General features: G+C 62.4%; 13 protein-coding genes. 5 read left to right on the forward strand and 8 right to left on the reverse strand.

Annotated elements, in window-relative coordinates; all coding sequences use genetic code 11:
• The first annotated feature begins 97 nt into the window (after window positions 1-97).
• Entirely contained in the window at window positions 98-1192 is a 1095-nt protein-coding gene (locus FEF26_RS07725) for a fatty acid desaturase family protein (RefSeq protein ID WP_138252964.1), read from the forward strand.
• A 37-nt stretch (window positions 1193-1229) separates the two neighbouring features.
• Here the strand turns inward: FEF26_RS07725 and FEF26_RS07730 are convergent, their stop codons facing one another.
• Window positions 1230-1970, reverse strand: a complete 741-nt coding sequence (locus tag FEF26_RS07730; protein ID WP_138252965.1) for an arsenate reductase/protein-tyrosine-phosphatase family protein — start codon at window positions 1968-1970, stop codon at window positions 1230-1232.
• A gap of 46 nt (window positions 1971-2016) precedes the next feature.
• Here FEF26_RS07730 and chrA point away from each other — a divergent pair, with 46 nt between their 5' ends.
• Genes chrA through FEF26_RS07745 form a run of 3 tightly spaced genes read left to right on the forward strand, consistent with a single transcriptional unit; the run spans window position 2017 to window position 4526 of the window.
• Window positions 2017-3246, forward strand: coding sequence for a chromate efflux transporter (gene chrA, locus FEF26_RS07735; RefSeq protein WP_138252966.1), 1230 nt, complete (start codon window positions 2017-2019; stop codon window positions 3244-3246).
• A 51-nt stretch (window positions 3247-3297) separates the two neighbouring features.
• Window positions 3298-3978 carry a hypothetical protein gene (locus FEF26_RS07740; RefSeq protein ID WP_138252967.1) on the forward strand — a complete coding sequence of 227 codons (681 nt, stop codon included), beginning with the start codon at window positions 3298-3300 and terminating at the stop codon, window positions 3976-3978.
• A 14-nt stretch (window positions 3979-3992) separates the two neighbouring features.
• Window positions 3993-4526, forward strand: coding sequence for an amino-acid N-acetyltransferase (locus tag FEF26_RS07745; protein ID WP_138252968.1), 534 nt, complete (start codon window positions 3993-3995; stop codon window positions 4524-4526).
• A 35-nt stretch (window positions 4527-4561) separates the two neighbouring features.
• On the opposite strand, the gene FEF26_RS07750 is transcribed toward FEF26_RS07745, so the two are convergent.
• From FEF26_RS07750 to FEF26_RS07780, 7 genes are all read right to left on the reverse strand, one after another.
• Window positions 4562-5575 (reverse strand): inorganic phosphate transporter, encoded by a 1014-nt coding sequence (locus FEF26_RS07750; protein WP_138252969.1) that lies wholly within the window; start codon window positions 5573-5575, stop codon window positions 4562-4564.
• Between the two features lie 3 nt (window positions 5576-5578).
• Window positions 5579-6196 carry a DUF47 domain-containing protein gene (locus FEF26_RS07755; protein ID WP_138252970.1) on the reverse strand — a complete coding sequence of 206 codons (618 nt, stop codon included), beginning with the start codon at window positions 6194-6196 and terminating at the stop codon, window positions 5579-5581.
• 490 nt (window positions 6197-6686) lie between these two features.
• Window positions 6687-8012 (reverse strand): ABC transporter permease, encoded by a 1326-nt coding sequence (locus tag FEF26_RS07760; protein WP_138252971.1) that lies wholly within the window; start codon window positions 8010-8012, stop codon window positions 6687-6689.
• The gene (locus FEF26_RS07765; protein ID WP_138252972.1) at window positions 8009-9313 is read right to left on the reverse strand and encodes an ABC transporter permease; all 1305 of its coding nucleotides are present in this window, start codon (window positions 9311-9313) and stop codon (window positions 8009-8011) included. The genes FEF26_RS07760 and FEF26_RS07765 overlap by 4 nt, the downstream gene beginning before the upstream one ends.
• Window positions 9310-10878, reverse strand: coding sequence for an ABC transporter ATP-binding protein (locus FEF26_RS07770; protein ID WP_138252973.1), 1569 nt, complete (start codon window positions 10876-10878; stop codon window positions 9310-9312). Before FEF26_RS07770 ends, FEF26_RS07765 begins: the two co-directional genes overlap by 4 nt.
• Window positions 10879-10921: 43 nt before the next feature.
• Window positions 10922-12028 (reverse strand): BMP family lipoprotein, encoded by a 1107-nt coding sequence (locus FEF26_RS07775; protein WP_138252974.1) that lies wholly within the window; start codon window positions 12026-12028, stop codon window positions 10922-10924.
• Between the two features lie 67 nt (window positions 12029-12095).
• Entirely contained in the window at window positions 12096-12746 is a 651-nt protein-coding gene (locus FEF26_RS07780; RefSeq protein ID WP_243730478.1) for a hypothetical protein, read from the reverse strand.
• Window positions 12747-12827: 81 nt separating this feature from the next.
• On the opposite strand from FEF26_RS07780, the gene FEF26_RS07785 reads away from it, so the two are divergent.
• Entirely contained in the window at window positions 12828-13253 is a 426-nt protein-coding gene (locus FEF26_RS07785) for a hypothetical protein (RefSeq protein ID WP_138252975.1), read from the forward strand.
• Window positions 13254-13308: the final 55 nt, after the last annotated feature.

A 13308-nucleotide genomic window follows, 5' to 3' on the forward strand; every position in this document is an offset into this window, starting at 1 on the left:
CGGGTGACGCGCGCGAAGCTCTACTCGCATACCGTTGAATTAAGAGCGGACCGTGCCTGGTTCGTCGCCACGTGTGAGAGAGGGATTTGAGCGGATAATGACGATCACCCAAGACACAGCTTCCGCCACTCGGTCTGAGCGCAAGTCCGCCCCCAATAGGCAGACTAATGACTTCTTTGAGCTCGCCCAGCGCGTGAAGGATGCAGGGCTCATGGAACGTGGGGCCCAAAGCTATATCGGCCGCGTCGTCGCCCTGTCGCTCAGCTTCATCGGTGCAGGCACTCTGCTGGTGCTCGTCGGTGATTCATGGTGGCAGCTCGCTGTAGCAGTCTTGTTCGGTGTGCTCTTCACCCAGGTCGCATTCCTCGCCCATGATGCCGCGCATCAGCAGGTCTTTGACAGCGGTCGGAAGAATGACCGACTCTCCCGGATCGTCGGTAACCTCGTTGTCGGCATGTCATACGGCTGGTGGGCTAAGAAGCACGGCAAACACCACGCCCACCCCAACGTGATTGGCAAAGACGGAGACATCGCCCCCGGCACATTGGCCTTCGTCCCAGAAGACGCAGCCGGACGAACAGGCATCGCAGCCTGGTTCGGCAAGCGTCAGGGCTGGTTCTTCTTCCCTATCCTCACCCTGTTCGGGTTCGTTCTGCACTACCACGCGGTCCACACCGTCATCACCACCAAGAACCTCAAGCACCGTTGGACCGAAGGTACTTTCCTCGCCATCCGGCTCATCGGATATCCCGCAGCGATCATTCTTCTGCTCGGCCCCGGTCTGGGAGCTGCGTTCGTCGCCGTGCAGGTGGCGGTCTTTGGTGTCTACATGGGTTCTACCTTCGCGCCGAACCACAAGGGCATGCCGTTGATCCCCAAGGACGCAAAAGTCGACTTCATGCAGCGGCAGATCCTGACTTCCCGCAATGTCCGCGGTGGTCGCATTATGAATACCGCCATGGGCGGGCTGAACTACCAGATCGAACACCATCTCTTCCCAAGGATGGCCAGCCCCAACCTGCGCAAAGTCCAGCCGCTGGTCCGTGAGTTCTGCGAAGAGCGCGGGATTACCTACACCGAGGCGGGACTGGTCGAATCCTGGGTCATTGTGGTGCGGTACCTCAACCGGGTTGGCCTGGGCTACTCAGATCCTATGGACTGCCCAGTGGTCTCTCAGTTCCGCCCACGCTAGTCGCGCAAAAGACTTGTCTCCTCCGCAGATTTGCGGATCAGCACCGCCGACTAGATCCCAGTGCCTCGACGCGGCGTGAGAGATCTTCGAAACAGTTTTCATAGGCTGCCGTAGACCCCGCAGGTCCGGGGTTCGGCACCGACCAGTGGCGGATCCTCGGCTGGTGCTGACGAAAACCCTTGCTCAGCTCCTCATACGCCCGGTCACAGACGACGACGACCAAGTCCTTCGCGTTGAGGGTGCCGATGAGGCGCGGTGTATGCGCCGAAAGGTCCACGCCCAGGGCTGCAGCAGCCTTGACGGACCGGGGCGAGGGCGCCGGTGCGGGGTGCGTGCCCGCTGAAACTGCCCTGACCCCAAACTCATCGCCCCATCCAGCGTTCCACCGGGCCGCGGCAAATGGGGACCGAGCGGAGTTCCCGGTGCAGATGAACGCTACCCGCCTGGGCCTGTCTCCTTGCGTGGCATGTGAAGGCGAAGGGCCCGATACCGCCGCGCTGTGGTGTGCCGAGGTGAGTGTTGCATAGCTGCGGCGTCGGTCCCCCTCAGATTGCCTGCGCTGAACCAGACCTGCTTCTTCCAGAACACTCAGGTGGTGCGCGAGCAGATTCGACCGGATGCCCAGCTGCGTCCGCAATTCAGAGGATGAAAGATCCGACAGTGTCAACAGATCCGCAATCCGCAGGCGCAGCGGCTCTGCCAGAGCAGCGTGCTGAGCAGCCCGCGAGTGCACATCACGCTGCGGGGCGCCCGAGCCAGAAATTGCCTCAACGTTCATTGACCTAATCTTGACCGAGTGGGTATCCCGGGTCAAGATAGCGGGTGTGAGCTCATCCCCACCCGCGCCCAGCCCGCGGAACACTCATCCGGGCAGCGTCACTGAAGTCTTTCTCGTATTCCTCCGTCTGGGGCTGACCAGTTTCGGAGGGCCGGTGGCTCACCTGGCCTACTTCCGCGAAGCACTCGTGGAACGTCGGCGGTGGGTCAGTGAGAAGGCCTATGCCGACCTCGTGGCACTGTGTCAGTTCCTACCCGGACCTGCCTCCAGCCAGGTCGGAATGGCCCTGGGTCTGCAGCGTGCTGGCTATCTGGGCATGTTCGCCGCATGGTTCGCCTTTACCCTGCCTTCAGTAGTACTGCTGGTGGCGTTCGCCTACGGGGTCGCGGGTGCCGGTGACCTGTCCGAGGCCGGGTGGGTTCACGGACTCAAGGCAGCTGCCGTCGCCGTGGTGGCCCACGCAGTTCTCGGCATGGCCAAGAATCTTACGCCCGACGCCCCGCGAGCCACCATCGCGGCCGTGGCCATGATCATTGTGCTGCTACTGCCCAGCCCGTTCATCCTTGTCGCGGCCATCGTTGCTGCAGGACTGAGTGGTCTTCTGTGGCTGCGGCCTCCTACAGACGAATTCGCAGCAAGCGACGCTTTCACAGTCCGAGTCTCCAAGAAGTTCGCTGCCGTTTGCCTCGGCCTGTTTGCGGTGCTCCTGGCTGGACTGCCACTGCTGGTGGCAGCGACCGGAAATGCCTACGCCTCTCTGGCTGATCTGTTCTACCGCGCCGGATCCCTGGTCTTCGGCGGAGGGCATGTGGTGCTGCCTCTGCTGCAGGCGGAGACTGTCAATGCTGGCCTGGTTGAGGCCGACACCTTCCTCGCCGGCTATGGCGCAGCTCAAGCGGTTCCTGGGCCCCTGTTCACCTTTGCGGGTTTCCTCGGAGCATCCACCATGGAAGGTCCCGGCGGGGTCACGGGTGCGGTGATCGCCACGCTGGCCATCTTCCTGCCCGCGGCCCTCCTGGTCCTGGCGGCCCTACCGTTTTGGGAGGCGCTGCGCAGCAACGCCCACGCCCGGCGAGCCCTTATGGGGGTCAACGCTGGTGTGGTGGGGATCCTTGCAGCTGCCCTCTACGACCCGGTATTCACCGCTGGGGTATTGGATGTTGGGCTGGGAGCATTGGTGCTCGCCGTCGGGTCTTTCGTGGCGCTGAACAGTTGGAAAGTGCCCGCCTGGGCGGTGGTGCTCGCAGCAGGAGTGCTGGGCTGGCTGGTTCTCTGACCCCGCGCCGGTGCACTGTTCTGGTTCACGCCCTCGTTACCCTTGAGGACTATGACCCAGCGCCGACGCCCTTCCCCTGCCGTGTATCGCCGCCGGCGTTTGGTGGCGGCCCTGCTGGCGGTTTTCTTCCTCGCGCTCGCGATTTGGGGCGCACGAGTCGCCTACGAGGCCTTCGCCACTGGCGATGAGCAGACCGAGTCCTCGGCGCAGACCGAACCTGAAGATGACAACGACGCCGCCCCCGCGCCAGCGGACGAACCCACCGATGAGCCCGATGAGGGTGATGCTGAAACCGATGACGACGGTGCCGAAGCATCTGAGGAGACAGTGGAGGAGGGCCACTGCGCTCCGGCCGATATTGAGGTCCGCGCTCGAACCAGTCATGAAGCATACGACGCCTCCACCGCACCCCTTTTGATCATGGAGATAGAGAACACCGGTGGTCAGGAGTGCACCCTTGACGTGGGCACCACCGAGCAGGAGTTCAGAGTGTCCACGGGTGGTCGGGAGGTCTTCACAACTGCTCAGTGTGATCTTGAAGGAGAATCGCTGGAGGTGGAATTTGAACCGGGACAGACCGAACGCGCTAATATGCTGTGGCCCCGCTCAGATTCTGCAGTGGACTGCTCTGAGCCGGCCGATCTCGCGACCGGTGATTATGAGCTCACCGCCGCAGTCTCTGGGATCACCAGTCAGCCGTACACGTTCGAAATGACCGGGAGGTCGGAATGAGTCTAGATCCCAGAATGAGTGTCGATCACGGAGACTTCACCATTCGTCCGGCCAAAACCTCAGATGTGGCGCGCATTGTGAATATGGCCCAGCCGCTGGTGGAGAAGCGCGTGCTGGTGCCCAAGGAACGTGTCACATACTACGAGTCCATCCAAGAGTTTCTGATCGCCGAGGACCGCGGCGGGGATCTCATAGGGTTCGGCGCGCTGCATGTGATGTGGGAGGACCTGGCTGAAGTCCGCACCCTGGCGACCTTGGATTCATGGCGAGGGCTTGGCGTCGGATCCGCCCTGCTTCAACAGCTGTTGGCCAGGGCCCGTGTACTCGGGGTCTCGAGAGTGTTCTGTCTGACCTTCGAGGTTGACTTCTTCATCCGTCAGAACTTCCGCATCATGGCCGACCAAGCTCCCGTGGATCCGGAAGTTTACGTGGAGCTGCTGCGCTCACCCGATGAAGGTGTCGCGGAGTTCTTGGACCTTGCCAGGGTTAAACCCAATACGTTGGGCAATACTCGGATGATACTGGACTTGGACGCCAACCCCGCATAGGCATGTTCAGGTCAGGCGTGATCAGACCGGTGTGATCAGACCACGGCGCTCAACGCCAGGGTCAGGACCGCAGCTCCGGTAGCCGTCACTACTGGAGTGGCGACCCAGTACACGGCGATTCGGCGGAACTGCCGCCAATTCACTGTCGCGAAGCGCTGGTTGGACCCTGCTCCGATGATGGCACTGGCGGCCGTAAGTGAGGTCGACAGCGGTAGGGCAAGTCCCAGTGATCCCATAAAGAGAAGTCCCGAGGTCGCCGTCGTCGCTACCATGCCACGCAGTGGGTCAATCGCTACCAGGCGGTGGGCCAGCACATGGCCGATCCGCCAACCCCCGTGCCAGGCACCTGCCCCGATCAGCACAGCGAACACCACATAGGCCGGGCCCATCCACCCCACGGGATCGGCGATTCCTGCTGCCCCGAGCGCGACCAATAGGACGAACGCGAAACGTTGGCCCTGCTGAAGACCGGTGCCCAGCGAGGTGACCCCAACGGAGACGGACTGCAGCCCCCTTGCGACCCGGTTCACGTCGTGGGGATCTTCACCGCGTGCGATCCGCACTGCAACGAACACTAAGACGTAGGCAAACCCGAACGCCACCAAGGGTGAAACCAGCAGAGTGAGCAGCGGCGTCATCCAGGGGAGGGACAAGATATCTTCGGTGCGGACATCACCAACGGTGACAGCGGCCAGGGTGCCGCCCAGCAGCGCTGCAAGCAACCCGTGCGTGATGGAGGTTGGCATCCCGCGGAAGTAGGTGAAAACGTTCCACGCGAGTATGGCGCTCAGCGAGGCGACCACCACGCTCAGGGCCAACTCCGGCTCCATGGAGGGAAACTCGAACCATGAGTAGAGGTAGAGGCCCATAGGCAGTGCCAGGAGCACACCGAGGGCGTTGAATGCTGCCGCGACCCGCACTGCAATGCGCGGGGTGAGCGCACGGGTGCGTACCGGGATGGCGATTGAGTTGGGAACGTCATGGAGGCCGGCGACATAAAGCGTCGGCGCCATAATGACGCCGACAAGGCTCAGCAGCAGCAGCTCCACCTTCTATGATTCCCGGACGATGATCGATCCACAGATAGCGGCGACCTGCCTCATGGAGTGGACCGCGGCCAGGATCTGGTCAGCCAGCTGGGCCTGCTGTTGGGCGATGTTGGGTTGGAAAGCCGAGTCTGTGGAGGTGACCCAGTCACGGTGGCGTCGGTTGGCTTGCTTGCTTAGCCGTTGCACCTGCACCCAATAGATCTCCAGGTGGTCGAAGTCGTCCAGCCTCCCCATTGCCTCGCCGGTCAGCTCAGCCTGGCGGGTGAGTGACTCCAGCATTTCGGCGGCTTCTTTGGGCAGTTCCAGGCTTTTGCGCCGCAGGATGAGGTCTCCGGCGGCGACCACATGTTCCATGGTGCGGTTGAGCTGCTGGGAGATGGCGAAGATGTCTTGACGCGGTAGAGGAGTTAGGAACACGCTGCGAATATGCGTCATCAGGTTGAAGTGAAGGTCCATGGCCCGACCTTCAAGGCCCAACAGCTCTTCGCGGTGAGAGGCGAGTTCTCCTGCGGGAGTGCCCAGGAGCTGGGCCAGCAGGCCTAGGCCAGAGCGCACTTCCCCCGTGATGTCGATCAGAAGTGTCGCTGACTGATGCTTGCGCTGACGGTTCAGAGCTTTCATGCTGTGCGGGCCCCTGGTGCGTGCGGTGATTCCTGCCGGTTGAGATGAACGACAGGTGTCCTACAAGTGGTGAGTGTATAGCCATTGAGTGAATAGCCGCGGGATAGATTATCGCAGAGCACCCCTGAACCGGGTATCAACCGTTCCAGCGGGCGCCGGACTCCGGCGTTGAGGCTATGAACGCGGAGCCTCTGCCCGGTGGGGAGAGAGGTGGGGCGGTGTCGGGCTGGGAACGCCTCACGGCGCGTGGCCGCTCGTAGCGGCTAAAGGTTGGAGCCCGGGGGTTACCTGCAGCCCGACACCTGTAGAACAGTCTGCCGTTGCACCCCGGACTGGGTCAAACTGTGACCGCGATGGTAGGCGTCAAGGTCCCGCGCTTTGTCGAGAACCCGGCCCCGCACTCCGCTTTACCCTGCGTTTTCTTCTTTACCTGCCGCGATAGCGCAGTGTAAATCCAGCAACGCTGGGTAAAACCTGGGCGAGGTGAACGTCACTTGATGTAGGGAACGCCTTCAGCAGCAGGTGGGCGGACCCTGCCGACGAATCCGGCTACTGCGAAGATGGTGATCACGTACGGCAACATCAGCAACATCTCCGAGGGTACGGGCGTGCCGATGGTGGACAGCACCTGCCCCACGGAGCTGGAGAACCCGAAGAGCAGCGCGGCCAGCAGCGCGCCCTTCGGGTTCCATCGCCCGAGGATCATGGCCGCCAGAGCGATGAATCCCTGGCCTGCCGACATCTCCTGCCCGAACGCCAAGCCCTGACCGACGGTGAAGTAGGCGCCGCCCAGGCCGGCGATGCCACCGGCGAGGACAGTGTTGAAGATCCGGGTGCGTGCGACGTTGATGCCCACAGTGTCCGCAGCTTTGGGGTGCTCACCGACCGCGCGCATCCGCAGCCCCCAGCGGGACTTGAACACCAGGATGTGCAGGGCGAACACAATGACGTACATCAGGTACACCAGGATGGTCTGGTTGAACAGCACCGGTCCGATGATGGGAATCTGGCTCAGTCCTGGGATCGGCAGCCGCGGCAGTTGCTGCCGGGCATTCCACATCTCAGAGTTCTGCGTCAGGACTGTGGAGTACAGGAAGCTGGTCAGGCCGATCACCAGCACGTTGAGCACCACACCGACGATGATCTGATTCACGTGGTACTTCACCGCGAACCACACCAGGAGCCCACCGACAGCCGCCCCGGCGAAGGGGGCAGCCAGCAGACCGACATACGCGGAGGTGAAGAACGACGCCGCCACTGCAGCAAGGAACGCACCCGCGAGCAGCTGCCCTTCGATGGCGATGTTGATAATGCCTGAGCGCTCACCCACCAGGCCGCACATGGCGCCGAATATCAGGGGCACTGAGAGCATCAGTGCGCCGGCCAGTAGGGTCACGACCGGAATGAAGGCACCACGGCCTGCACCGGCGTAGATCAGGAACGCCAGAACAAAGAACAGCCCGAACAGCATGGGCAGCCAGACGCCGAGTTTGATGCGGCGTGCAGCGCAGTAGATGGCTAGTGCGGCTAGCCCCAATTGCAGCAGGCTGAGCACCAGTGCGCCGGCGAAGGACGGGATGTTCACCGCCGGCAGGGTCACAAAGTCGCTTGCCGTCGCGAGACGGAACTGGGTGACCGCCCCGGTGGGGCTCAGGAATGTGAAAGCGCTCAGCGAAAGCAGCGCCAACAGCGCGTAGGTGATGGGAAATTTCCACTTGATCGGTTGCAGGCGGGATTCAGCTTCCTGGAGTGGCTGGGCCTGGACGGCGGTGGTCTCCACCTCAGTGGCCTGCTCGGGGGTGTGTTGGTCGCTCATTTGCTCACCTCCTGAGTAGGCGTGGGCTGTTCGGCAGCTTCTGCGGCCTGTTGATTCCGGAGGCGGCGTCGCCCTGTTGAGCGGGGTTTGCCGTCAGGGTTGGGCAGGAAGAAGATGGCGCGCACCAGGGGAGGGGCGGCGATCAGCAGTACGATCACCGACTGCAGGACGAGCACAATATCGATGGGAGTGCCGGTCTGGGCCTGCATGAGTACGCCACCGGCGCGTAACCCTCCGAAGAGGACGCCGGCGAGGAATGTACCCAGGGGTTTGGACCGGCCCAGCAACGCCACGGTAATGGCGTCGAAGCCGAGCGTTCCGGCAATGCCGGCCCCCAGCCTGTATTCCGTCCCGAGAAGGTGGGCGGCACCGCCGAGACCGCAGAGTCCGCCACCGATGATCAGGACTAAGGCGGTGGCCTTGGGAACATTGACGCCGGCGGTGCGTGCGGCTTCTGGGTTCTCGCCTATCGCGCGGAATTCGAAGCCGAGCGTGGAACGCTCCAGCAGCCACCAGACGAACACGGTGGCAGCGATGGCCAGCAGGATTCCGGCGTGGAGACGGAATCCGCCGCCCAGTAGGCCGAAGAGCCGGGCGGAGTCTTCCACCGGCGCGGAGATCGGTTGGTTGGACCCGGTCTGGACGAACCACTGCTGGCGCAGCAGCCAGGCGAGGAGGTACAGGGCGATGTTGTTGAGCATGATCGTGACGATCACCTCATTGGCGCCGGTCTTTGCTTTGAGAACACCGGCGATCCCGCCCCAGATCGCGCCGCCGAGCGCGCCACCGACCAGTGCGAGCAGCAGGTGCGCACCCAGGGGGAGCTGGTAGGCGTAGCCGATGAAGGCCGCACACGTGGCACCGAGGATGATTTGGCCCTGGCCGCCGATGTTGAGCATCCCGGAGCGGAACCCGATGGCAATGCCCAACCCGGCCAGGATCAGTGGGACCGCGTTGACCAGTGTTTCGGTGATGGGCCGGATGGACCGTTCGGGGGTCGCGGCCTGCCAGTCGTAGACCGCGCCGCGGAACAGTGCGGAGTAGGCGTCTCGGATGACCTCAAAGCTGGTGAGGAAGAAGTCTCCGGGCTGAGCGAAGAAGTACCCCATGGTGCTCTGCACCTGTGGGTTGGTGGCCAGGATCAGCAGAGCCCCGACCACTAGTGCGACCACCACCGATAGAAGGGTAATGACCCAGGAGGATTGGGAGAGTTCCCGCACTGCGTAGTGCAGCCGTGATTCGGCCTCTTTCAGGGCACCGCCGGGCTCCGCGGGGTCGTTGTTTTTCTTCTCTGTGCTCATGCTTGGGCCCCCTCGTCTGCCCCACCGAGGATGGTGTGGTGGTCCTTGGCTTGGGCGTAGGCTTCCTCCACCGGGACGCCAGCCATCATGAGGCCAAGCACGTCACGGTCGGTGTCACCGGGGACAATTCCGACGACGACGCCGCGGTACATCACCGCGATCCGGTCGGCCAGGTTGCTCACCTCGTCGAGTTCGGTGGAGACGATCAGGCACGGGGTGCCTTTGTCGCGCTCTTCGATGATGGTGCGGTGGACGAATTCGATGGAGCCGACGTCGAGTCCGCGGGTGGGTTGGCTGGCGAGGAAGAACCTGATGTCTCGGCTCATCTCGCGGGCGAGCACAACTTTCTGCTGGTTGCCGCCGGAGAGCGTTGAGATGGGGTCATCGACGGTGCCGAGGCGGACATCGAACCGGGAGGTCTGTTCGACTGCGGCCTCGCGCATCACACTGGGCTTCATGGCGACGCCGTTGGAGTAGGGCTGCTGGTCGTACTGATCCAGAACGAAGTTTTCGGTGATGGAGAAAGCGGGGATGACTCCATCGGTGGAGCGGTCTTCAGGGACGAACCCGATTCCCGCGTTGAGGCGGTCTTTGACACTCATCCGGCGCAGGTTGGTGCCGTCCAGCGTGATGGTTCCGTCGACAGCCTCGCGCAAGCCCAGGATGGCTTCGGCGAGTTCGGTTTGGCCGTTGCCGTCGACTCCGGCAACGCAGAGGATCTCGCCGCGGGCGATGTCTAGGCTGACATTGTCGAGGACCACTTTTCCGGCGCGGGAGACCACGGTGAGGTCTTGCACGGAGAAGCCGACGTCGCCTGGCTCGGCGGGGTCCTTCTGGGTGGTCAGGTTGACTTCGCGGCCGACCATCAGGCTGGCCAGTTCGGTCTCGGTGGAATCTGGGAGAGCCTCACCGACGATCTTGCCGCGCCGGATGACGGTGATCTTATCTGCGATTGCGCGCACTTCACGCAGCTTGTGCGTGATGAAGACGATCGAGGTCCCGGACTCTTTGAGCTGTCGCATAATGGCGATCAACTCGTCGGTCTCCTGTGGGGTGAGGACCGCTGTGGGCTCATCCAAGATAAGTACCCTCGCATCACGGGAGAGAGCCTTGATGATCTCCACCCGCTGCTGGGCGCCTACGGGGAGGTCTTCGATCATGGCGTCTGGGTCCACGTCGAACCCGAAACGGGCGGAGATCTCTTGGACCCTGCGTCGGGCTTCAGCGAAGTCGATGATCCCGGCTGTTTTGGTCGGTTCGTAGCCGAGCATCACCGATTCGGTGACGCTGAAGACCGGGATCAGCATAAAGTGCTGGTGCACCATGCCGATCCCGGCCTCCACGGCGTCGCCAGGACCGTTGAAGGTCACGCGTTTGTCGTCGAGGAGGATTTCGCCCTCTTCAGGTGAGTACAGTCCGTAGATGGTGTTCATCAGGGTGGATTTGCCCGCCCCATTTTCACCGAGCAGGGCGTGTATCTCACCAGGCTGCACCGTCAGATCGATCCGATCGTTAGCGGTGAAGGTGCCGAACCGTTTGGTGACACCCTTGAGTTGCAGCTTCATGCCACGTGTTCTCCTCAGACGTATCGCGCTGCGGTCAACGGTGCTACTGAGGTGCGTTCTCTGACTCGACCACAGTGTCACCACTGATGATCTCTGCCGTGAGCTCCTCGATCTTGTCCTTGACCTCGTCAGGGACCTCGTCCTCGAAGTCGTGGAACGGAGCTAGGCCGACGCCGTCATTCTCCAGGTCGCCAACGTATGGCTCGGCGGTGAACTCGCCGGAGACGCCTTCTTCTACAGTGTCGTAGACGGCCTGTGCGATCTGCTTCAGGACTGAGGTGAGGATGATGTCGCCGTAGTCGGTGGACTCGTAGCCATCGGTGTCGACCCAGATCAGTTTGGCGTCGCCGTCGTCCTCGATCGCGCCTGCGGCACCCAGACCAACTGGCCCTGCAACGGGCATGATGATGTCGGCGTCCTGAGCCAGGAACTGCTCGGTCAGGGCTCGGCCGGCGCTCTGATCGTCAAAGTCACCGGAGAAGGAGCCGTCCTGGGCTTCTTTGTCCCAGCCCAGCAGGCTGACGTCGGCGTCGTTGTCATCGTTGTAGCGCTCAACACCGTCGGCAAAGCCGTCCATGAAGACTGTGACCGACGGGATCTGTATGCCGCCGAAGGTGGCCACGGTGTCGGTCTCTGTCATGGAGGCTGCCACGTAACCGGCCAGATAGGCGGCCTCAGAGGTGTTGAACACCAAGGGCTTGCCGTTCTCAGGCTCGCTGGGCAGTGTGGCATCGATGATGCCGAAGCTCTGGTCGGGGTTCCCTTGCGCGGCTTCATCGATGGCGTCTTCCAGGAGGAAGCCAACACCGAAGGTGAGGTCACAGCCCTGCTGGACCATGGCGTCCACATTGGGTCCGAAGTCCGAGTCTGACGATGATTCAGCGGTGGATTCGCTAATTTCGAAGTCCTCGACCGCGTTCTGGAGGCCGGTGAATGCTGATTCGTTGAAGGACTGGTCATCCCAGCCTCCGGCGTCGGAGACGAGGCATGCGGTGTAGTCGGAGTTGTCCTCCGCCTGGGTGTCGCCGTTCTCTTCTGCTGCGGCGTCGTCCTCTTCTGGCTCGTCCTCGGGTGCCTCGCCGCAGGCGGACAGGGCGAGTACGCCGACGGCAGCCAGACTGAATAGTGCTTTGGGTGTGAAAGACCTCATCAGGGATCTCCTCCGGTGTGAGTGGTGCGAGCGCCACTGTGGCGCAGTGGAGGCTATGTTACAGCCATCAATCCAGTGAGCCATCGCGGAAGGCTCGAGCAGAGGATTCAAGTTCTTCGGCGGTCTTGACTAGGCGGTTCGCTTTGTCAGTCAGGACTTTGGCGTCGCGCTGTTCCACATGGGTTTTGTCAGCCCACAGGGCCTGCCCTCGAGCAATGACTCGGCAGAAGGCTCCGGCCCGATCAAAGGCGACGTCGATGTCTCCGGCATACATTCCCGCCAGTAGCCGATCGGTGAGCCGATTCATCTCTTCAGCAGTGGGTGGTTCGGCGACTCCGGCGATTGCCGAAGGGGCGGAGTGACTGCGGCCCAGGCGGTAATACTCGCTCATGCGCTCGGGGGACTTCTGGATGGCGGCGCGCAGGGCGTAAATCCTCCACAGTGCCCCTGCCAGGGAGCGGGCAGGGGAGTGGGCCCAGAGCTCCGCAATGGCTTCGATGCCTTCAGTCTCGGCGAGCCGGACAAAGCGCTCGGTGACTTCTGGATCGGCGGCGTCGCGCCCTTGGTTCACTAAGGCGTGAGCAGTGTCGTGGGCGGCCTGGGAAATGTCAGCAGGGTCAGCTCCGCCCTCGCGTCGGTCAAAGGACGCAGGGTCTGAGTACGCTGGGCGGCGGTATCGCGGGGCATCCCCCATGGAGGCTCCTTCCAGCGAACTCACGGGTTTCTCTTACTGAAGGGTTAGGTTGCTGACATTAGGTAGGTGCACGAACGGTGATGGTGTCATGGGAGAGGATACGCAATGCAGACGGCAAAGGTGGATTCCAGTTCAATTGCGGCCGTGGTGGGGGCAACCGCGTTGGTACTGACGGCCTGCGGTGATAATGCGGCAGACGATGAAATGCCGGAGGTTGCGCCTCCGTCAGAATCTGCTGATGAAGGCGCGGACGAAACCGAAGCAGAGGAGACTTCCGCAGATTTTGAATCCATCGCCGCATTCTGCGAGTCTGAGCCAGAAATTGATGGAGACGAGGATCGCCTCGCAGGCGCTTCAACCTTGCCTTCGGATGAGGATCCCGCCCCTGTGCCGTTGCCCTACCTTGAGCAGTTGGAGGATGATCCAGACTTCGATCCGCCGACAGAGCAGAGCCCAGCAGAAAACGTGCCCGAGCCTCAGGTGCCAGGGCTCATCTGTGAGGACAGCTTGGAAGGACGCTGTGAGTCTTGAAGGTAGCCGGTCTGGGACTGGCTGGCAGGATAGGTACTGGCCGATCTGCCCGCTT

Source organism: Nesterenkonia salmonea, assembly GCF_005771525.1.
GTDB lineage: Bacteria > Actinomycetota > Actinomycetes > Actinomycetales > Micrococcaceae > Nesterenkonia > Nesterenkonia salmonea.